This is a genomic window from uncultured Microbacterium sp. (assembly GCF_947489255.1).
GTDB lineage: Bacteria > Actinomycetota > Actinomycetes > Actinomycetales > Microbacteriaceae > Microbacterium > Microbacterium phycohabitans.
Map to the genome: position 1 here is coordinate 472,701 of NZ_CANLCY010000003.1, position 18,634 is coordinate 491,334.

Genomic DNA, 18,634 nt, shown 5'->3' on the forward strand with positions numbered 1-18,634 from the left:
CGTTCTACGCTAAACCCGTCACCCCCGCCGCGAGCGCCGCGAAGGCCGCGTCGCGAGCCCGCGGTGCCGACAGGAACACGTCGTGCAGCGCCCCGTCGATGCGGGCGATCGTGACGGTCGCCGAGATGCGCGTCGCCGCGCGCGCGATGTCGTCGACGACGAGCACCGAGTCGCTCGCGAGCATCGTGTCGTTCCACGTGAGCGCCGGGGTGGACCGCCGCGAGAGCAGGACGAGGGCGGGACACCCCACGTCGACCCCGGATGCCACCCGCGCGTGCCCCGCGATGATCGCCGCGAGCCACCCGGGGTGGGTCGGGAAGCCCTGCGCCGGACGCCACTCGTCGGGGCTGTCGGGAAGCGTTCCGAGCTCGCGCTGGGCGCGCGTGTAGAACCCCAGGTCGACCACCGGATGGGTGCCCAGCGGATCGAGACGGGCGCGGACGTTGACGATGGGGGCGAGCGCCTGACGCCCCAGGGGCCCGAGCTGCAACTCGAGCCAGGGGCTGTTCAGCACGAGCAGGTCGGCGACCCCGGGATGCCGCGCCGCCCACAGGGTGAGCGTGAGGCCGCCGGTGCTGTGCCCGAGCAGCACGAGGCGTCGTCCCTCGCGCGCGGTGCCCATGGCATCCAGGGCGGCGGCGATGTCGGCGTCGTACACGTCGAGCGACACCGTGTACCCCGGCGTCTGGCCGGGGCGGAGACTGCGACCGTACTTGCGGAGGTCGAGGGCGTGGAAACGCGCGCCGCGATCGATGAAGAAGCGAGCGAGATCCGTCTGGAAGAAGTAGTCCGACCAGCCGTGCACGTACAGCACGTCGATGTCGCGCCACTCGCCGAACAGGCGCGCGCCGGGGTGCGGCCTCGCGCGCACCAGCGTGGCGACGACCTCGCCCTCGGTGTCTGTTCCGAGCGGCAGCGTCTGCTGCTCGAAGCCTTCGCCGAGGATGTCCGGATGCCACTCCCCCATCGCCTCAGCCTACGACGGCGATATCCCTCTCGAGGATGACGCGATGCCCACCCGCGGCCGACGCGCCCGCGCACGGGCGTTCCTAGCGTGGGAACGTGCACCCCCGACTCTGGCTCGTTCCCGTCCTGTCCGTCGCCGCCGCCTCGCTCGCCCTCGGCGGACTGACGAGCTTCGGCCAGACCGTGCTCCCGGACGCCCTCGCGTCGTTCGCCAACTCGGCAGGTGGGTGGACGATCCTCGCGTTCGGCCTCGTCTGGCTGACGCGGGCGCGGCCCCCGCTCGCCGCGGCTCTCGGCGTCGTGTCGTTCGTGCTGCTCGTCGAGGGCTACCGGATCGTCTCGGGCTGGCGCGGCTTTTACTACGCCGAACCGTTCCAAGACACGTTCACGATCATCGGGCTCTTCGCCGGCCCCGTGGTCGGCCTGTCCGCCTCGCTCGTGCGCGGAGGTCCCGGCTCGTGGAAGCCGTTCGCGGCCGCGCCCGTCGCGGCGGTGCTGATCGGCGAAGGGGCATACGGACTGACGGTCGTGGCGGCGACGACGAGCCCCGTGTACTGGATCCTGCAGATGGGGGTCGGGGGCGCACTGGTGGTTGCCACCGTCGTGGCCGCGCGCCCCCGCGTCGCACCCGGAGTGCTCGGGGCTCTCCTCGCGCTCGGCGGCGCGGCGGCGTTCGTCGCGTTCTCCCTCTGGCTGGGCCGGCTCGGCTCTGCCGGCTGAGCCGAGTGCTCCTCCGAAGAAGCCGACCCCTCGACGGGCGGTCCCGGCGCTCGAATCGCCCGGACCTGCGGAGTTCGGCGCGGAGCGGCGCCGAAGCACCGGTCAGCGCGCCGCCGACGCCCCCTCGCGCTCCGCGCGCTGCTTCGCCCGCTCCAGCGCACGCTTCCGCGCGGCACGGGCGTCCTCCTCGAGCTTCTCGGCCTTCGCCTCGTCGCGCGTGAGGTTCACGCCCGTCTCGGGATCGAACAGGTGCAGCGCGTCGGGCGAGAACCACAGGCGCGCGGCGTCTCCGGCGCGGATGGAGCTCATGGCATCCAAGGCCACGACGAGCTCGGTGCGCAGGCTCTCCCCGTCGAGGTCGCGGTCGAGCTCGGACAGCTTCTCCTTCACCGTCGCGTCGGTCTCGTACGGCACGTAGGCGTAGAGCACCTCGCCGAGCCACTCGGTCATCTCGATGTCGAGCTCGGTCGTGATGCCGCCGGTCAGATCGCGCTCCGTGGCATCCGCGTCTTCGAAGGCGTCGGGACGCACCCCCACGATGACCAGGTCGCGTCCCTCGACGGCGGCCCGCAGCCGGTCGTCGAGCGGAACGTCGGCGAAGGGCAGACGCAGGGTGTCGCCGTCGACGGTTCCGCTGAGGAAGTTCATGGGCGGAGAGCCGATGAAGCCGGCGACGAAGAGGTTCACCGGCTGGTCGTACAGCCCCCGCGGGCTCGCGACCTGCTGCAGCTCTCCGCGGCGCAGCACCGCGACGCGATCGCCGAGCGTCATCGCCTCGGTCTGGTCGTGCGTGACGTAGACGGTCGTGATGCCGAGCGAGCGCTGCAGGCGCGCGATCTCGGTGCGCATCTGGCCGCGCAGCTTCGCGTCGAGGTTCGACAACGGCTCGTCGAAGAGGAACGCGCTCGCGTTGCGCACGATCGCACGGCCCATCGCCACGCGCTGGCGCTGGCCGCCCGAGAGGTTCGCGGGCTTGCGCTCGAGGTGCTCGTCGAGCTCCAGCAGCTTCGACGCCCGGCGCACGCGCTCGTCGATCTCTTTGTCGTCGAGGTCGCTCGACTTCAGCCGCATCGGGAACGCGATGTTCTCGTACACGGTCAGGTGCGGGTACAGCGCGTAGTTCTGGAACACCATCGCGAGGTTGCGGTCCTTCGGCGCCTTGTCGTTGACGACCTCGTCGCCGATCCGCAGCTCGCCGTCGGAGATGTCCTCGAGTCCCACGATCATGCGCAACAGTGTCGACTTGCCGCAGCCCGAGGGACCGACGAGGATCACGAACTCGCCGTCCGCGATGTCGAGATCGACGCCCTTGACCGCGGTGAAGCCGTCGTCGTATGTCTTGACGATTCTGTTCAGAGTGATGGATGCCATGAGGTGCTGCTCCTTTAACCCTTGACCGCGCCCTGGGTGAGACCCGACACGATCCGACGCTGGAAGATGACGACGACGATGACGATGGGGATGGTCACCACGATGGCGGCGGCCGAGATGGCGCCGGTGGGTTCCTCGAACTGCGAGGCGCCCGTGAAGAACGACAGGGCCGCGGGCACCGGGCGGGCGGCATCCGTGGAGGTGAGCGAGATGCCGTAGACGAAGTCGTTCCACGCGATGAAGAACGCGATGATCGCGGTGGTGAACACCCCGGGGGCCGCGAGCGGCACCACGGTCTTGCGGAACGCCTCGAAGGGGGTGGCCCCGTCGACCTGCGCCGCCTGCTCGAGTTCCCACGGGATCTGGCGGAAGAAGGCCGCGAGGGTCCAGATCGAGATCGGCAGGGTGAGCGAGAGGTACGGGATGATCAGCCCGAGCCAGGTGTCGTAGAGGCCGACGACGCGCCACAGGTTGAACAGCGGCGTGACGATCGAGACGATCGGGAACACCGACACCGCGAGCGCCGTGGTGAGGATGATGCGCTTGCCGGGAAAGTCCAGCCGCGCGATCGCGTAGGCGCAGAGCGTGGCCAGCACCACCGCGATGAAGGTCGCGATGAGGGAGATGCCGATCGAGTTGCGCAGGGCCGGCAGGAAGAGATCCTGCGCGCTGCCGCCCGGGGCGAGGATCGTGGCGTAGTTGTCGAGCGTCCACTCGGTGGGCAGCAGCGTCCCCGAGAAGAGTCCGGCTTGCGTCTTGAACGACGTCATGAGGATCGAGAACACCGGGAAGAGCGACCACACCAGCACGAGGGCGATGATCACGAGCCACGTGATCCGCTGGGGCCAGGTCATTGCGCGCATCAGCCATTCCTCCCTGCGGAAAGGTCCACCTTGAAGCCCTTGATGAAGATGCCGGCGATGATCAGCACGCTGACGAACAGCAGCACCGAGATCGCCGATCCGAGCCCGATCTCGAGCCGACCGATCGAGGTGTTGTACGCCAGCAGCGACAGCGCCTCGGTGTCGTTGGCACCGGCGGTCATGATGAAGATGTTGTCGAAGATGCGGAACGCCTCGAGCGTGCGGAACAGCACCGCGACCATGATCGCGGCCTTCATGTTCGGCAGGATGACGCGGCGCAGCACCTCCCACGACGTCGCTCCGTCGACCTTGGCGGCCTCCTCGAGATCGCCCGGCACCTGCGCCAGCCCCGACAGCAGCAGGAGGGAGATGAAGGGGGTCGTCTTCCACACCTCGCTGAGGATGATGACCGTCAGCGACGTGCCCTGGTAGGCGAACCAGTTGAGGTTCTCGTCGAACCCGGGGATCCACGACAGCCAGCTGTTGACGTATCCGCCGGAGTTGATGTCGAACGCGTAGAAGAACGCGAAGGCCGACACGACGGTGATGATGCCGTAGGGCACGAGGATCGCCGTGCGGGCGAAGCCGCGGAGCTTCTTGATGGCCCGGTGCATGACGAGAGCGAAACCGAAGCCGATGATCAGTTCGAGCAGCACCGTCACGACCGTGATGAACAGCGTCACCCCCATCGACTGCCAGAACGCCGGGTCGCCAAGGATCACCTGGTAGTTGCGGAACCAGATGAACTCGCGGTCGTCGGGCGCGGTCAGGCGCAGGCTGAACAGGGAGTCCCACAGGGCCTGCACGATCGGGTACAGGGTGACCAGCAGCATGATGCCGAACGCGGGACCCGCGAGCATCCACCCCAGCCGCGCCTCGGCCCGCGCCCGATCGGAGCGCCGTTTCTTCGTCGGGGCGGGCGGGTCCGCGCGCCGTTCGGCGCGGGTGCCGGTCGTGTCGGTCACAGCAGTCGCTCCCCTCTGAGCACCGCGAGGATGAAGTCGGTCGAGGACTGCGGCGTCGAGTCGGGGCTCACCGCGTTCGGCGGATGCCACGTGCGCTGCAGACCGATGGAGATCTCGTTGTAGTACGGCGTCTGAGGTCGCGGGGCGCCCAGCTGCAACGACTCCGCGATGGTCGAGGCCATCGGGAACTTCTCGTTCACCTCGGCGTCGTCGTATGCGGCGAGGTTGGACGGCGGGTTGCCGTTGGTGACGAAGTACTGCGCCTGGTTCTCGGGGCTCACGATGCACGCCACCGCCTGCCAGGCGAGGTCGACGTTCTCGCTGTAGGCCCCGACGCCGAGGTTGATCCCGCCCACCGGCGGAGCGGCCGGGGTCTCGGCATCCACGCGGGGGTACACCGCCCAGCCGAGGTCGTCGACGACCTCGGGGGCTGCGGCCTGCATGGCGGGGTAGACGAAGGGCCAGTTGACCATGAACGAGCCGTTGTCGCCCTGGAAGAGGTTCATGCTCGCGTTCTCGTCGGCGGTCGGAAGCCCCGCGCCGCCGAGTCCCGACGAGCCGATGCGCCCGATGATCTCGGCGGCCTTCTTGCCCGCGTCGGATTCGAGCCCGAGCTGCATCTCGTCGGGCTTCGCCTCGGGGTTCTCGAGGATCTTCCCGCCGCCCGAGGCGACGAGCGCGTTGATCCACACCGTGAGCGACTCGGCGAGCGCGCCCTGCACGCCGAGCTGCTTGTTCTGGTCCTGGGCGGCCTGGATGATCTGGTCCCACGTGACCGGCTGGGTCATGTCGAGACCCGCGGCCTCGGCGACCGACTTGCGGTACCAGAGCAGCTGCGTGTTGGCCCAGAAGGGCACGGTCACGAGCTCGCCGTTCCAGCTCGCCGACTGCACCGCGCCCTGCACGACTCCGTCGGTGTTCTGCAGGTCGGCGGGCACCGGCGCGAGGAAGCCGGGCTCGGCGAGCTCGGGGATGAAGGGCGGGTCGAGGCTCATGATGTCGAGCGAGCGGTCGCTGGCGGCGAGGCGCCGGGCGAGCTGTTCGCGCTGCGAGGCCGCGTCGCGCGGCAGCAGCGAGGTCTCGATGCGGTACGCCCCGTTCGCGGCCTCCGTGCAGGATGCCGCGATCTCGGCCTGACCGCCGTCGTCGGGGTTGATGTACCAGGTCAGGGTCGGCACCCCGTCGTCTGCCGCGCAGGCCCCGAGCGTGCCCGCGAGGGCCAGGGCCGAGGCTCCGGCCACGATTCGTCTCACCGTTCGCATCCGGCCCCCTCGCCTCGGTGCGGGGCTCTGACGGCCCCCTCGTCGTGCGTCCATCCTGCCGAGCGGAGGATTTCCGCCGCCTCAGGCTTGCCCGGGGCGCAGACGGGGTGGTAGTCGCGCGAACGACGAACCGCCCCGTCCGAAGACGGGGCGGTTCGAGGGGAGGTTTACTCGCCGCGCGAGATCGCGATCATCTCGTCGCGGGGGACGACCTTGATGCGCGCCCGCTCGTGCGGGGCACCGAGGGCCATCTCGTGCTCGTCGAGACGGTGCCAGCCGTCGAGGTCGGTCCAGCGCACGCCGCGCTCGGCGAGCAGGGCTGGGATGGCCTCCTCCTCCGGGTGGGCGGGCTGCCACCACTGGCCCTGGTCGTTGATCAGGTGGCGCACCGTCTCCATGGCATCCGACTTGGTGTGTCCGATGAGGCCGACGGGCCCGCGCTTGATCCAGCCGGTGGCGTACAGACCCGGGACGCGCGAGTTCGAGTCGGCCGAGATGACCTGACCCTCGTGGTTGGGGATGACGCCGTGCCGCTCGTCGAAGGGGACGTCCTTCAGCCGCGAGCCGAAGTAGCCGACGGCGCGGTAGATGGCCTGGATCGGGATCTCGCGGATCTCGCCCGTGCCCACCACACCGGCCTCGGCATCGGGCTTCGTGCGCTCGTAGCGGATGGCGGCGACGCGGCCCTCGTCGTCCGTGACGACCTCGAGGGGCTTCGCCCAGAAGTGCAGGTGCAGGCGACGCGACGCCTCTCCCCCGGCGTTGTTGACGCTGGGGCGCGTGCGCCACTGCTGCAGGACGCGGTCGATGACCTTGACCTGCTTGTTCGTCTCGATCGCGGCCTTCGACGCCTCGTCGTAGTCGAAGTCCTCGTCGTAGACGACCATGTCGACGTCGCGCAGCTCGCCGAGCTCGCGGAGCTCCAGCGGGGTGAACTTCACCTGGGCCGGACCGCGGCGACCGAACACGTGCACGTCGGTCACGGGCGAGGCCTTCAGCCCCTGGTAGACGTTGTCGGGAACCTCGGTCGGCAGCAGGTCGTCGGCGTGCTTGGCGAGCATGCGCGTGATGTCGAGCGCCACATTGCCGTTGCCGATGACGGCGACCGACTCGGCCTCGAGGGGCCACTCGCGCGGCACGTCGGGGTGGCCGTCGACCCAGCTGACGAAGTCGGCGGCGCCGTAGGAGCCGTGCGCGTCGATGCCGGGGACGTCGAGGTCGGCGTCGCGGATCGCTCCGGTGGCGAAGATGACCGCGTGGTAGTGCTGCTTCAGATCGTCGAGCGTGATGTCGGTGCCGAAGTTCACGTTGCCGAAGATGCGGATGTCGCCGCGGTCGAGCACCTCGCGCAGCGCCGTGATGACGCCCTTGATGCGCGGGTGGTCGGGGGCGACGCCGTAGCGGACCAGGCCGTAGGGCGCGGGCAGCTGCTCGAAGAGGTCGATCGACACGTCGAACTGACGCTCGGCTTTCAGCAGGATGTCGGCCGCGTAGATGCCGGCGGGGCCGGCTCCGACGATGGCGAGGCGCAGCTTCGTCATGGGTTCCTCTCGATCGCGATCGGGGGGTGGTGGAAAGTGGTCAGGCCGAGCGGTCGGCCACGGCACGGGCGAAGCGCGTCAGCGCCTCGCGCACGGCGCCGTCGGGCAGCGGCGCGAGGGCGTCGATCGCCTCTTGCGACCACTGGTGCGCGAGGCGAAGGGTCTCGTGCGTGGTCTCGTGGTCGCGCAGTTCGGCGAGCGCTCCGTCGAGGATCGACGGGTCGGCTCCGGCGGCGATGCGCTCCTGACCCTCGTCGATGCGCGCGCGCAGGTCGGCGGATGCCGCGTCGGAGCGGTGCCCGAGCAGCAGGTACGGCATGGTGGGCACCCCCGCGCGCAAGTCGGTGCCGGGGACCTTGCCGGTCTCGGAGGGGTCGGGCGAGAGGTCGATCACGTCGTCGAGCAACTGGAACGCGACGCCGGCCTTCTCACCGAAGACGACCATAGGCTGCTCGAACTCCTCGGGCGCTCCCGAGTAGATGATCCCCGACTGGGCCGCGGCGGCGATGAGCGAGCCGGTCTTGTCGGCGAGGACGCGCAGGTAGAAGTCGACGGGCTCGTCGCCCTCCTGGGGCCCGACGGTCTCGTGCATCTGCCCGAGCACGAGGCGCTCGAAGGTGTCGGCCTGCAGCTGGATGGCGCGTTCGCCGCGTCGGGCCATGAGCTGGCTGGCGCGGGCGAAGAGCAGGTCGCCGGTGAGGATGGCGATGTTGTTGCCCCACACCGTCTGCGCGCTCGGCACCCCGCGGCGCTTGTCGGCACCGTCCATGACGTCGTCGTGGTATAGCGAGCCCAGGTGGGTCAGCTCGAGGGCCGTGGCCACCTCGACGACTTCCTTGGTGGTGCCCTGACCGAGCTGCGCGGTGAGGATCGCCAGCATGGGGCGCACGCGCTTCCCACCGGCCTCGTAGAGGTAGCGGGCGGTCACGTCGGCGAGCTTGTCGGCGCTTCGCACCTCGCCCTCGAGCTCGCTCTCGACGCGCGCGAGACCCGCCTCGACGGTGGAGAGGAGGGTGCGAGAACGCAGCCCGGCGAAGATGCGGTCGCTCAGGCCCAGCTTTCCCGACAGGCGGGTGCTGGCCGCAGACGGTCTCGGGGTCACGGTTTCAGCCTATCCTGGCGTGGCCGGGGGCCGCCGCGGGTATCTCGACGGTTGACAGGGGTCTACGAGGCCGGGCGGATGCCGCGGTGCAACGCGACGATGCCGAACGACAGGTTGCGGTACGCCACGTCATCCCATCCCGAATCCCGCATCCAGCGGGCGAGCGTCGGCTGGTCGGGCCAGTCGCGGATCGACTCGTTGAGGTAGTCGTAGGCCTCCGCGTTGCTGCTCACGGCCTTGGCCACGAGCGGCAGGACGCGGTCGTTGTAGAAGCGGTAGAGCCCGTTGAACGCGCGGGACGGCGGATGCGAGAACTCGCACACGACGATGCGTCCGCCGGGGCGGGTCACGCGACGCAGTTCGCGCAGCGCCCGACGCGGGTCGTTGACGTTGCGCAGGCCGAACGACATCGTCACCGCGTCGAACTCGCCGTCGGCGAAGGGGAGGTCGGTGGCATCCGCCTGGACGAACTCGAGGTTCGGCACGTCTCCGTGACGACGGCGCCCCTCGGCGATCATGCCGCGCGAGAAGTCGGCGGCCACGACGTGCGCGCCGCTCGGCACGAACGCCATCGACGACGTGCCGGTGCCGGCGGCGAGGTCGAGGATGCGCTCGCCCTGCTTCGGCGCCACCGCGCGCAGCGTCGCGGCACGCCAGAGGCGGTCGTTGCCGAGGCTGAGCACGGAGTTCGTGCGGTCGTAGGCCGCGGCGACCTGGTCGAACATGCCGCTGACGCGCTGCGGGTCTTTACCGAGGTCGGCGCGGTTGGGGTCGCTGCTCACCCGTCGAGTCTAGGCGCGCGCCGCGGGGTCGTCGCCGGGGGTTGCCAGCGCCGCCAGGCGTTCGAGCCACGGACCGGTGACCGCGTCGGAGAACGGCGCCTCGCGATCGCGCACCCGTCGCTCGAGATCGGTGGCCGTGGCATCCAGGTGCTCGACGATGTCGAGCGGATAGCCGTAGCGCACGCGGTGCTCGTCCCACTCGTCGCGGTCGTCGATCCAGGTGCCGCGCTCGTCGGTGCGGCGCACCACGTCGAGGTCCATGTCGATGCCGCGGGGCACGCCGTCGTCGTGCCAGCGCACGTCCCACGCGAGGTCGATGTACACGGCCACGGGGTGCGGGTGGGCATTGTGCGTGAAGGCCCAGTCGCCGCTCGCGGGCACGAGCGTCACGTTCGGCTGACGGCAGACGAACTCGGCGCCCGGGCGCGCGCTGCGCCAGCCCACCTGCTGGCCGAACCATTCGCCCCACTCGTCGGAGCCCAGGTAGACGCTGTCCTGCACCCAGTGCGGCGAGCCGTCCCACTTGCGCCACTCGAAGAGCAGGCGGGTGCCGGGAGCAGGACGGTTTTCCATGCTCCGGAGTCTAAAACGCTCCCCACCACGGGTCTCCGCGCGCTCGCGGACGCACCGCGGGAGTTCGGGAGCGCGACGCGGGAAAGTCCGCGCGGCGACGGCCCCACGAGCGGGGTCTCCTGCGTCGTGTGGGCCGCGTCTGCTCGACGCTGGAGCATCCGGATGCCGCGCACCTCCGCACCGATCAGCGCGGGTCTACGCTGAAAGACGTGCTCGAACCCGCGGATGACGTCGTGCCGCGCCTGCGCGTGGTGACACGAGAGCTGGCCCCGATGGACGACGTGCTCGCGTACACGACGCCGTACGATCCGCTGTTCTGGAGCCGGCGCGGCGAATCGCTCGCCGCGTTCGGCGACCTGCTGACGCTGCGCTACACCGGCGAGCAGCCCGGCGACGCGACCATCTCCGAACGCTGGCGCGCGATCGCGGCCGCCGCCGAGGTCGACGACCCCGTGCAGCTGCCGGGCACCGGCCTCGTCGCCTTCGGGTCGTTCGTCTTCGACCCGCAGTCCGAGCGCGAGAACGTGCTGCGCGTGCCCGGGACCATCGTCGGTCGACACAGCGGCCGTGCCTGGGTCACGCGCCTGGCCTTCGACGACACCCCCGACGGGCCCGAGCCCGAGCTGCCGCCGCGCTCCCCGTTCGGTCCGCACTGGTCGGCCACGCTCGGCCCCGGTCGGCAGACGGCGGAGAAGTATCAGGATGCCGTCCGCCAGGCGATCGAGGCCATCGGCGCCCGCGAGGTCGCCAAGGTGGTGCTGGCCCGCGACATCGCCGGAACGGTGCCCGCGGGGTCCGACCTGCGACGACTGGTGCGCTCCCTGCTCGAGGGCTACCCGGACTGCTGGGTGTTCGCCGTCGACGGCCTCATCGGCGCGAGCCCCGAGACGCTGGTCACGGTGTCGAACGGCACGGTGACCGCGCGCGTGCTCGCCGGCACCGTCGCGCGCGGCGGAGACGCCGACGCCGACGTCGCGGCATCCGTCGGTCTGACCCGGAGCACGAAGGATCAGGACGAGCATCGCTTCGCGGTGCAGAGCGTGTTGAAGGCCCTGGCGCCCCACACGTCGTCGCTCGCGGCCGAGGAGCAACCCTTCACCCTGAAGCTGCCGAACGTCTGGCACCTCGCGACCGACGTCGAGGGCGTGCTCAGCGAAGACGCGTCATCGCTCGACCTGTTGTCGGTGCTGCATCCCACCGCGGCTGTCGCGGGCACGCCGACCGCCGCGGCGATGGAGGTCATCCGCCGCCTCGAGCCCTTCGACCGCGGCCGCTACGCCGGGGCCGTGGGGTGGACGGGGGCGTCGGGCGACGGCGAATGGGCGATCGCGCTGCGATGCGCCCAGATCGACCGCGCCGCCCCGTCGTCGCCGACCGCCCCGATCACCGCCTACGCCGGAGCGGGCATCGTCGCCGACAGCGTCCCGGAGTCGGAGCTGCTGGAGACACGGGTGAAGTTCCGCCCGATCGTCGAGGCCTTGGCCTGAGTCACGACGCGGCGAGCCGCCGGCGCTCCTCCTCCACGTCGTAATCGGCCGCGGGCCACTGCGGATCGATGTCGGCCAGCGCGTCGATCAGCAACTGCTGCACCGCGAGACGCGCGTACCACTTGCGGTCCGCCGGCACGACGTGCCACGGGGCGACCGGCGTCGAGGTGCGCTCGATGGCCACCTGGTAGGCCTCCATGTAGTCGTCCCAGAGCGTGCGCTCGTCGACGTCGGAGGGATTGTACTTCCAGTGCTTGTCGGGGCGGTCGAGCCGCTTCGCGAGACGCTCGCGCTGCTCGTCCTTCGAGATGTGCAGCATGACCTTGACCACGCGGATGCCCATCTCGGCCAGTTGGGCCTCGAACGCGACGATCGCGCCGTAGCGGCGGTCGATCTCGTCGGCCGACGCGAGCGAGCGCACCCGGCCGATCAGCACGTCCTCGTAGTGCGAGCGGTCGAACACCCCGATGTGACCGGTGTTCGGCAACCGCTTCTCGATGCGCCAGAGGAAGTCGTGGGCGAGCTCCTCGCTCGTGGGCTTCTTGAACGAGGCGAGCTCGACGCCCTGCGGGTCGACGGCCCCGACGACGTGCCGCACGATCCCGCCCTTGCCCGCGGTGTCCATCGCCTGCAGCACCAGCAGCACCGAGCCGGTCGCGGTGCCGGCGATGCTCTCCGCGAAGAGCCGCTCCTGCAAGCCCTCGAGCGGCTCGCGGCCCGCCTCGAGGTCGGCCTTGCCGGCGTCCTTGTCGCCGTCGTAGCCGGGCGTCGACCGCGTGTCGATGTCGGCTAGGCGGAACCCCGGGTCGACGCGCAGGGCATCGGCGGCGGGCGTGGACCATCTCTGGCTTCTGCTCATCCCGACATGGTGCCCTGGCATCCGTTCCGACACCAGCGATTGACGCGGGCGGGCGCGGTGCGGGAGGGGCCACAGAACGGATCGTCCGAGACGGACCGCGCGGGATCGGACCCCGGCACAGGTCGGCGCGGGGCGTGCGACATCGCTCAGCGCGGGAGCGGCACCTCGATGAGCTGTCGTCCCCCGCTCGGGGCCGTGAGCACCTGATCGAGAGCCACGCGGGTGGTGCAGCGGTGGTACTCCCACCCGAAGGCGAGGGCGAGCTGCTCGAGTCGCGCGTTCTGCGGGGTGTACTGCACGCGGGTCATCGCGTCGTCACCGGCGACGGATGCCACCTCGAGACCGTCGAAGATCGTGCCGCCGCCGTCGTTGCCGACGACGACCTGCAGGCGAGGCTCCTGCTCCCCGGGCGGCAGCAGCAGCGCGCCCATGTCGTGCAGAAAGGCGAGGTCGCCCAGCAACAGACGAGTGACGCCCGGCCGCTCGTCGACCTGGCTGGCGAGGGCCACGCCCGTGGCGGTCGCGATCGTGCCGTCGATGCCGGCGAGGCCGCGGTTGGAGTGCACCGTCACCTTCTTGCCGCCGAGCAGCTCGTCGGCCACGCGCACGATGCGCGAGGAGCCGAACACGAGGCGGTCGTGCGGCCAGGTGGCCCGCCACAGCGCATCGACGAGGGCGGCGCGGTCGACGGGCGCGCGCGACACGGCGACCTCGGCGTTGATCGCCCCGAGCCGCTCGGAGGGGACGACGGATGCCAGGCCGTCGGCGTCGGGAGCGGGCGGCGACAGGTCGACGGCGGCATCGCGCGAGGCGCGCATCCACTCGCCGAGCCACGCGCGGTCGGCCGCACCCGTCGCCCGCACGGCGTCGACGGCGAGCGTCGTCCCGTTCAGGTTCACCGGTTCGCCGGGACCGCGCACCGCGACGACCTCGACGTCGTCGTGCGAGAGCAGGCGGGTGACCTCGCGGCTGAGGGTCGGGCGACCGAAGACAACGACGCGCTCGACCCGCCCGCCGAGAGCGGGGTCGCTCAGCAGGGCGCGGTAGCCGTGCACCACGTGTCGGCCGAACCGCGCGCCGCTGACGATCTCGGCGACGAGGGGGAAGCCGCCGTCGTGGGCGAATTGCTCGGCGGCAGGTCCCGCGTCGGCTCCCGCGACCACGATCGTGCGGGGCCCCGCGGCGACCGCGTGCGCCGCCTCGGTCTCGGGTGCGACGTCGGCGACGCCGATCCCGCCCCCGCCCTGATAGAGCGCTCCCGATACGTCGGCGTCGTCGACCGGGGCGGCCTCGACGGCTCGGGATGCCGCCCGCGCGCCGAGCCACGATGGAGCGGCGCCGGCGAGGGGCTCACGGAACGGCACGTTGAGGTGCACCGGGCCCGCGGCCCGCGCTCCCTCGCCGAGGGACGCCGCGAGCGCTTCGGCCGCGACCTGATCGAGAGCGACGGTCTGCTCGCCGTCGCCGAGGTGATCGACGGCTTCGGGGACCGCCAGATCGGCCTCGTACCGGGCCGCCGAACGGAACAGGCCCGGCTGCCGGGTGGTCTGATTCGCTCCGACTCCGCGCAGCTCCGGCGGGCGGTCGGCGGTCAGCAGCAGCAGCGGCACTCCGGCGTGATGCGCCTCGAGCGCTGCGGGCACGAGGTTCGCCACGGCCGTGCCCGAGGTGCAGACGACGACCGCCGGCATCCCCGTCTCGCGGCCGATGCCGAGGGCGGTGAAACCGGCGACGCGTTCGTCGATGCGGACGTGCAGCTCGACGAGACCCGCGCGCTCCATCTCGGCGGCGACGAGGGCGAGGGCCTGCGACCGCGAGCCCGGGCTGACCACGATGTGCCGCACGCCGCGGGCCACGAGGCCGGCGAGGAGCGCTGCGGCCGCATCGGTCGCGGGCGCGGCGGACCGATCGTTCGGCGAGGTCACGAGCGGCTCAGCCGACGGTGCCGCGCTGGCCGCGGGTGTCGTCGTCGCCGGGTTTGCCGCCCTCGGGGGTGTCGCCCGGGTCGGTCGGGAGCGGCGGGCGCGGCGGTTCGTCGGCGTCGGCGTCGAGCTGGGCGAGCTCCTCCTCGAGGCGGCGGATGCGCTCGTCCTGCTCGGCGCGCGCCGAGGCGGTCATGCGCCCGAGGAACTCGGGGTCGTCGTCGGGGGCGCGACGCACCACGGTCTGGCTCGCTCGGCCGCGACCGATGAGGAACCACAGGATGCCGCCGAGCACCGGAAGCAGGATGACGATGGCCATCCACGCCGCCTTGCCGACCCCGCGGTGCCGAGAGGGGGGTTGCACAGCGCAGTCGACGATCGTGTAGACCCAGAACAGGACCGCCACGAACGCCAGGATGAGGAGCAGCCGTGCCATGACCTGATTCTACGTGCGTCGGCTGGGCGAGGGCCCGGAGCTCCTCGTCATCCCCCACCGTCGAACGACCGGGGATCGACCGAGAGGCCGCCGCCGTAGAATGAAGCAATGCGTGCACGTTCGGCCCTCGTCTACACGGTGCTGCGATTGCTCGCCTTCCTCGTGCCCCTCGGCATCCTGCTGTTGTTCCCGGTGTTCCAGGAGCTGCCGTGGCTCGCCGCGATCTTCGCGGCCCTCATCGGCTTCAGCCTCTCGCTGCTGTTCCTGCGTCGTCCCCTCGAGAAGGTCACCGGCGGACTCGTCGAGCGCCGCGCGCAGCGCAGCACGCCGACCGGCCGCCGCTCCGCTGCGGATTCCGACGCCGACGTCGAAGACGCCGTGGTGGATGCCACGCGCGCCGACGTCGATCGCGATCAGCGGCCCGCCGCGGGCTGAGAGCCGGCCCTCGCCGAGGGGATCGATTACCCGGCAGCATCACGCGGCGCCGTTCACCCGTCGGCCGGCCATCGGCATTCGCGACGCATCGTGCCGCCCGCTCGGCGCGCGGACTCCCGACCGCCACGCATGAGGGGCGGCGGTCGAGGCGCGGCGCTGCGCCCGCCGCCCGGTTCCGTTCGCCCCGCGGTTCAGCCCGCGAACGCCCAGAAGAGCAGCGCGCCGTAGGCCACCGACGTGAAACTCGTCACCTGCAGGGCCGTGATGAGCTCGCGGGGCGTCCGGTAGGTCCACACGATGAGGATCGCGGCCAGGCCCCCGAGCAACGCGATCAAGGTCAGCCAGGCGATCGGGTACACGAACGCCAGGAACACGGCGATCGCGAACGGAACGAGCACGAAGAGCGTGAACAGCACCTGGGTGGGGCGCCGGCCGATCAGCACCGACAGCGTGCGCTTCCCGGCGAGGCGGTCCTGGTCGATGTCGCGGAGGTTGTTGGCCAGCAGCACGGCGCACGCGAGAAGACCCGCGGCGACGGCACCGAACCACGCCTCCTGGGGTAGAGCCTGCACCTGCAGCCACGTCGTGCCGAGGGTGGCGACGAGACCGAAGAACACGAAGACGAAGAGCTCGCCCATCGCGTTGTAGCCGTAGGGACGCTTGCCCCCGGTGTAGAACCACGCGGCGACGATGCAGACGGCCCCCACCGCGATCAGCCACCACTGCCCCGTGCGGATGACGAGGGCCAGGCCGATCACCGCGGCGAGCGCGAAGAACGCCAGGGCGACGATCAGCACCGTGCGGGGCTTCGCCTTGCGACCGCCGGTCAGACGCCCGGGACCGACGCGTACGTCATCGGTCCCGCGGATGCCGTCGGAGTAGTCGTTGGCGTAGTTGACGCCGATCTGCAGCGCGAACGCCACCGCGAGGCAGGCGAGCGCGATCACCCAGTGGAGCTGCTCGTCGACGAGCGTCGCCGCCCCCGTTCCGATCAGCACCGGGGTGATCGCCAGCGGCAGCGTGCGCAGGCGCGCGGCGGCGATCCAGTCGCGCGCGGTGGCCGGAGCGACGGCCTGAGGGGCACCCGCCCTCGCCTTCTGCGGATTGCCGCCGGGGCGACGCTTCTTGGCGGGGTGCGAACGCTTGCGAGAGGGTGCTGCCACGGAGGGAAATCCTATGCCCGGTCCGACCCGTGCACGGTCGAGCCGCTGCCCGACGGGTGCGCCTGAGCCCGCGGGTCGCGGGCGAGTGCCGCACGCAGGGCCGCGCGATCGGGCTTGCCCGACGACAGGGTCGGGAGCTCGTCGATCGACACGACCCGCGCCGGGCGCGCCGGCGCTCCCATCGCGGCCCCCACCGCCGCGCGGATTCGCTCGAGCGCGGCGGTCTCGTCGGCCGGCGAGATGCCCGGCACGACCACCGCGGATCCCTGTCCCCATTCGGCATCCGGGATCGGAACGACCACCGCCGACTCCAGACCGGCGATACCGCGCACGGCCGCCTCCACCCGATCGAGAGAGACGTTCACGCCGCCCGAGACGATGACGTTGTCGAGCCGACCGGTCACGCGCAGCACGCCGTCGACGATCTCGCCCCCATCGCCCGTGCGGTACCAGCGCGTGCCGTCGGCGTCGACGGGGAAGACGGATGCCGTGCGCTCGGGGTCGCCGAGATACCCCTCCGCGAGCGTGGGCCCCGACAGGCGCACCTCGCCGTCGACGACCGACATCCCGACCCCGTCGAGCGGTACGCCGTCGTAGACGCAGCCGCCGCTCGTCTCGCTCGAGCCGTACGTGCGCACGATCCGGGCGCCGAGCGCCTCCGCCCGCTCGGCCACCGAGGGCGCGAGAGCCTGACCGCCGATGAGGATCGCCTCGAACGAGCGCAGCGCTTCGGCCACCGTCGCATCGGCGTCCGCGGCATCCAGCAGCCGCTGCAGCTGCGCGGGAACCAGGGAGGTGTAGGTCGGCACGCGGGCGCCGTTGTCGTGCGACGCCATTCCGCGCGCCGCCGCCGCGAAGGGCTCGGGGCGGAAGGGCCCCGCGACGACCGCCGGCTCCCGATCGGCCAGCAGGGCGCGCACGAGCACCTGCACCCCGGCGACGTAGGTCGCCGGCACCGCGAGCAACCACGCCCCCTCCCCGATGCGCGCCGCCGTCGCGTAGGCGCTCGAGATGAGGGCGTTCTGGCTGATCACGACCGACTTCGACACCCCGGTCGATCCCGAGGTCGTCACGACGACGGCGGTTCCGGGTGGCACGTCGTCGGGCAGCGCCCCGCCCCCGAGGGCGACGGCGGGACCGGCTCCGACGACGGCCGCGCGCAGCGCGCGCAGCACGTCGCGCGGATCCGTGGATGCCGGCGGCTCGAGCCTCACGCCGGAGCCCCGGCGATCAGTAGTGCCACGGCACGTCGGACCAGTCGGGCTCGCGCTTCTCGAGGAAGGAGTCACGACCCTCGACGGCCTCGTCGGTGCCGTACGCGAGACGCGTCGCCTCGCCGGCGAACAGCTGCTGACCGACGAGTCCGTCGTCGACGGCGTTGAAGGCGTACTTGAGCATGCGGATCGCGGTGGGCGACTTCGTCAGGATCGTGCGGGCCATCGACAGCGCCTCGCGCTCGAGCTCGGCGTGCGCGACGACACGGTTGACCGCGCCCATCTCGTACGCCCGCTCGGCGGAGTACTCCTCGGCGAGGAAGAAGATCTCGCGCGCGAACTTCTGCCCGATCTGGCGCGCGAAGTAGGCCGAGCCGTATCCGGCGTCGAACGAGCCGACATCGGCATCCGTCTGCTTGAAGCGGCCGTGCTCGCGGCTGGCGATCGACAGGTCGCAGACGACGTTGAGCGAGTGGCCGCCGCCCGCCGCCCAGCCGGGGACCACGGCGATGACGACCTTCGGCATGAACCGGATGAGGCGCTGCACCTCGAGGATGTGCAGGCGTCCGGCGCGGCCCGGATCGTGCACGACGTCGTCTTCGTGGGAGTACTTGTACCCGTCGCGCCCGCGGATGCGCTGATCGCCCCCCGAGCAGAACGCCCAGCCGCCGTCTTTCGCACTCGGGCCGTTGCCGGTCAGGAGCACGACGCCGATCCGGTGGTCCTGGCGGGCGATGTCGAGGGCGCGGTACAGCTCGTCGACGGTGTGCGGTCGGAAGGCGTTGCGCACCTCCGGGCGGTCGAACGCGATGCGCGCGACGCGACCGTCGTGGGTGACGTGGGCCGTGATGTCGGTGTAGTCCTCGGCGCCGGGCGCCAGGGTCCATTCCGCGGGGTCGAAGAGCTCGGAGACGGTCACGGTTTCAGCCTACGCGCGGGCGCCGCGCCACGGCCGTCGGGCGCCGACCTGTGG

18 protein-coding genes are annotated in these 18,634 nt (G+C 71.3%); 3 read left to right on the top strand and 15 right to left on the bottom strand.

All coding sequences use genetic code 11. The features are described 5' to 3' along the window. Positions 1-4: 4 nt before the first annotated feature. Positions 5-967, bottom strand: a complete 963-nt coding sequence (locus Q0818_RS09575) for an alpha/beta fold hydrolase (RefSeq protein ID WP_298873907.1) — start codon at positions 965-967, stop codon at positions 5-7. A gap of 95 nt (positions 968-1,062) precedes the next feature. Here Q0818_RS09575 and Q0818_RS09580 point away from each other — a divergent pair, with 95 nt between their 5' ends. Then, positions 1,063-1,686: a DUF6518 family protein gene (locus tag Q0818_RS09580; protein WP_298873909.1), complete on the top strand. Its 624-nt coding sequence runs from the start codon at positions 1,063-1,065 to the stop codon at positions 1,684-1,686. A 102-nt stretch (positions 1,687-1,788) separates the two neighbouring features. On the opposite strand, the gene ugpC is transcribed toward Q0818_RS09580, so the two are convergent. The 8 genes from ugpC to Q0818_RS09620 all read right to left on the bottom strand — a co-directional run bounded on the left by ugpC (position 1,789) and on the right by Q0818_RS09620 (position 10,145). Beyond that, positions 1,789-3,057, bottom strand: coding sequence for a sn-glycerol-3-phosphate ABC transporter ATP-binding protein UgpC (gene ugpC, locus Q0818_RS09585; RefSeq protein ID WP_298873911.1), 1,269 nt, complete (start codon positions 3,055-3,057; stop codon positions 1,789-1,791). A gap of 14 nt (positions 3,058-3,071) precedes the next feature. After that, entirely contained in the window at positions 3,072-3,920 is an 849-nt protein-coding gene (locus Q0818_RS09590; protein ID WP_298873913.1) for a carbohydrate ABC transporter permease, read from the bottom strand. Next, complete coding sequence (locus Q0818_RS09595) at positions 3,920-4,885, bottom strand: carbohydrate ABC transporter permease (RefSeq protein WP_298873915.1); 966 nt, start codon at positions 4,883-4,885, stop codon at positions 3,920-3,922. The genes Q0818_RS09590 and Q0818_RS09595 overlap by 1 nt, the downstream gene beginning before the upstream one ends. Then, complete coding sequence (locus Q0818_RS09600; RefSeq protein WP_298873917.1) at positions 4,882-6,147, bottom strand: extracellular solute-binding protein; 1,266 nt, start codon at positions 6,145-6,147, stop codon at positions 4,882-4,884. Before Q0818_RS09600 ends, Q0818_RS09595 begins: the two co-directional genes overlap by 4 nt. Positions 6,148-6,314: 167 nt before the next feature. Next, positions 6,315-7,688, bottom strand: coding sequence for an FAD-dependent oxidoreductase (locus Q0818_RS09605; protein ID WP_298873919.1), 1,374 nt, complete (start codon positions 7,686-7,688; stop codon positions 6,315-6,317). Positions 7,689-7,728: 40 nt separating this feature from the next. Further along, positions 7,729-8,790: a polyprenyl synthetase family protein gene (locus Q0818_RS09610; protein ID WP_298873921.1), complete on the bottom strand. Its 1,062-nt coding sequence runs from the start codon at positions 8,788-8,790 to the stop codon at positions 7,729-7,731. 62 nt (positions 8,791-8,852) lie between these two features. Then, positions 8,853-9,572: a demethylmenaquinone methyltransferase gene (locus tag Q0818_RS09615; RefSeq protein WP_298873923.1), complete on the bottom strand. Its 720-nt coding sequence runs from the start codon at positions 9,570-9,572 to the stop codon at positions 8,853-8,855. 9 nt (positions 9,573-9,581) lie between these two features. Further along, positions 9,582-10,145 carry a DUF402 domain-containing protein gene (locus Q0818_RS09620; protein ID WP_298873925.1) on the bottom strand — a complete coding sequence of 188 codons (564 nt, stop codon included), beginning with the start codon at positions 10,143-10,145 and terminating at the stop codon, positions 9,582-9,584. 272 nt (positions 10,146-10,417) lie between these two features. On the opposite strand from Q0818_RS09620, the gene Q0818_RS09625 reads away from it, so the two are divergent. Further along, positions 10,418-11,632, top strand: a complete 1,215-nt coding sequence (locus Q0818_RS09625; RefSeq protein WP_298874250.1) for an isochorismate synthase MenF — start codon at positions 10,418-10,420, stop codon at positions 11,630-11,632. Position 11,633: 1 nt separating this feature from the next. Here Q0818_RS09625 and Q0818_RS09630 read toward each other — a convergent pair whose 3' ends face one another. The 3 genes from Q0818_RS09630 to Q0818_RS09640 all read right to left on the bottom strand — a co-directional run bounded on the left by Q0818_RS09630 (position 11,634) and on the right by Q0818_RS09640 (position 14,849). Next, a complete protein-coding gene (locus Q0818_RS09630; protein WP_298873927.1) occupies positions 11,634-12,491 on the bottom strand; it encodes a polyphosphate kinase 2 family protein in 858 nt (285 codons plus the stop codon). Between the two features lie 146 nt (positions 12,492-12,637). Next, positions 12,638-14,416, bottom strand: coding sequence for a 2-succinyl-5-enolpyruvyl-6-hydroxy-3-cyclohexene-1-carboxylic-acid synthase (gene menD, locus Q0818_RS09635; RefSeq protein ID WP_298873929.1), 1,779 nt, complete (start codon positions 14,414-14,416; stop codon positions 12,638-12,640). A gap of 7 nt (positions 14,417-14,423) precedes the next feature. Further along, positions 14,424-14,849: a PLDc N-terminal domain-containing protein gene (locus Q0818_RS09640; RefSeq protein WP_298873931.1), complete on the bottom strand. Its 426-nt coding sequence runs from the start codon at positions 14,847-14,849 to the stop codon at positions 14,424-14,426. A 108-nt stretch (positions 14,850-14,957) separates the two neighbouring features. Here Q0818_RS09640 and Q0818_RS09645 point away from each other — a divergent pair, with 108 nt between their 5' ends. Further along, positions 14,958-15,284 carry a DUF4229 domain-containing protein gene (locus Q0818_RS09645; protein WP_298873933.1) on the top strand — a complete coding sequence of 109 codons (327 nt, stop codon included), beginning with the start codon at positions 14,958-14,960 and terminating at the stop codon, positions 15,282-15,284. A gap of 191 nt (positions 15,285-15,475) precedes the next feature. Here Q0818_RS09645 and Q0818_RS09650 read toward each other — a convergent pair whose 3' ends face one another. Genes Q0818_RS09650 through Q0818_RS09660 form a run of 3 tightly spaced genes read right to left on the bottom strand, consistent with a single transcriptional unit; the run spans position 15,476 to position 18,580 of the window. Further along, the gene (locus Q0818_RS09650; protein ID WP_298873935.1) at positions 15,476-16,447 is read right to left on the bottom strand and encodes a 1,4-dihydroxy-2-naphthoate polyprenyltransferase; all 972 of its coding nucleotides are present in this window, start codon (positions 16,445-16,447) and stop codon (positions 15,476-15,478) included. Between the two features lie 11 nt (positions 16,448-16,458). Beyond that, positions 16,459-17,661, bottom strand: a complete 1,203-nt coding sequence (locus Q0818_RS09655; RefSeq protein WP_298873937.1) for an AMP-binding protein — start codon at positions 17,659-17,661, stop codon at positions 16,459-16,461. Between the two features lie 16 nt (positions 17,662-17,677). Then, a complete protein-coding gene (locus Q0818_RS09660; RefSeq protein ID WP_298873939.1) occupies positions 17,678-18,580 on the bottom strand; it encodes a 1,4-dihydroxy-2-naphthoyl-CoA synthase in 903 nt (300 codons plus the stop codon). Positions 18,581-18,634 lie beyond the last annotated feature (54 nt).

Coding starts and splice junctions, on each gene's coding strand:
- Q0818_RS09575 (WP_298873907.1), bottom strand. CDS start 967: ATGGGGGAGTGGCATCCGGACATCCTCGGCGAAGGCTTCGAGCAGCAG.
- ugpC (WP_298873911.1), bottom strand. CDS start 3,057: ATGGCATCCATCACTCTGAACAGAATCGTCAAGACATACGACGACGGC.
- Q0818_RS09590 (WP_298873913.1), bottom strand. CDS start 3,920: ATGCGCGCAATGACCTGGCCCCAGCGGATCACGTGGCTCGTGATCATC.
- Q0818_RS09600 (WP_298873917.1), bottom strand. CDS start 6,147: ATGCGAACGGTGAGACGAATCGTGGCCGGAGCCTCGGCCCTGGCCCTC.
- Q0818_RS09605 (WP_298873919.1), bottom strand. CDS start 7,688: ATGACGAAGCTGCGCCTCGCCATCGTCGGAGCCGGCCCCGCCGGCATC.
- Q0818_RS09620 (WP_298873925.1), bottom strand. CDS start 10,145: ATGGAAAACCGTCCTGCTCCCGGCACCCGCCTGCTCTTCGAGTGGCGC.
- Q0818_RS09625 (WP_298874250.1), top strand. CDS start 10,418: ATGGACGACGTGCTCGCGTACACGACGCCGTACGATCCGCTGTTCTGG.
- Q0818_RS09630 (WP_298873927.1), bottom strand. CDS start 12,491: ATGAGCAGAAGCCAGAGATGGTCCACGCCCGCCGCCGATGCCCTGCGC.
- Q0818_RS09640 (WP_298873931.1), bottom strand. CDS start 14,849: ATGGCACGGCTGCTCCTCATCCTGGCGTTCGTGGCGGTCCTGTTCTGG.
- Q0818_RS09645 (WP_298873933.1), top strand. CDS start 14,958: ATGCGTGCACGTTCGGCCCTCGTCTACACGGTGCTGCGATTGCTCGCC.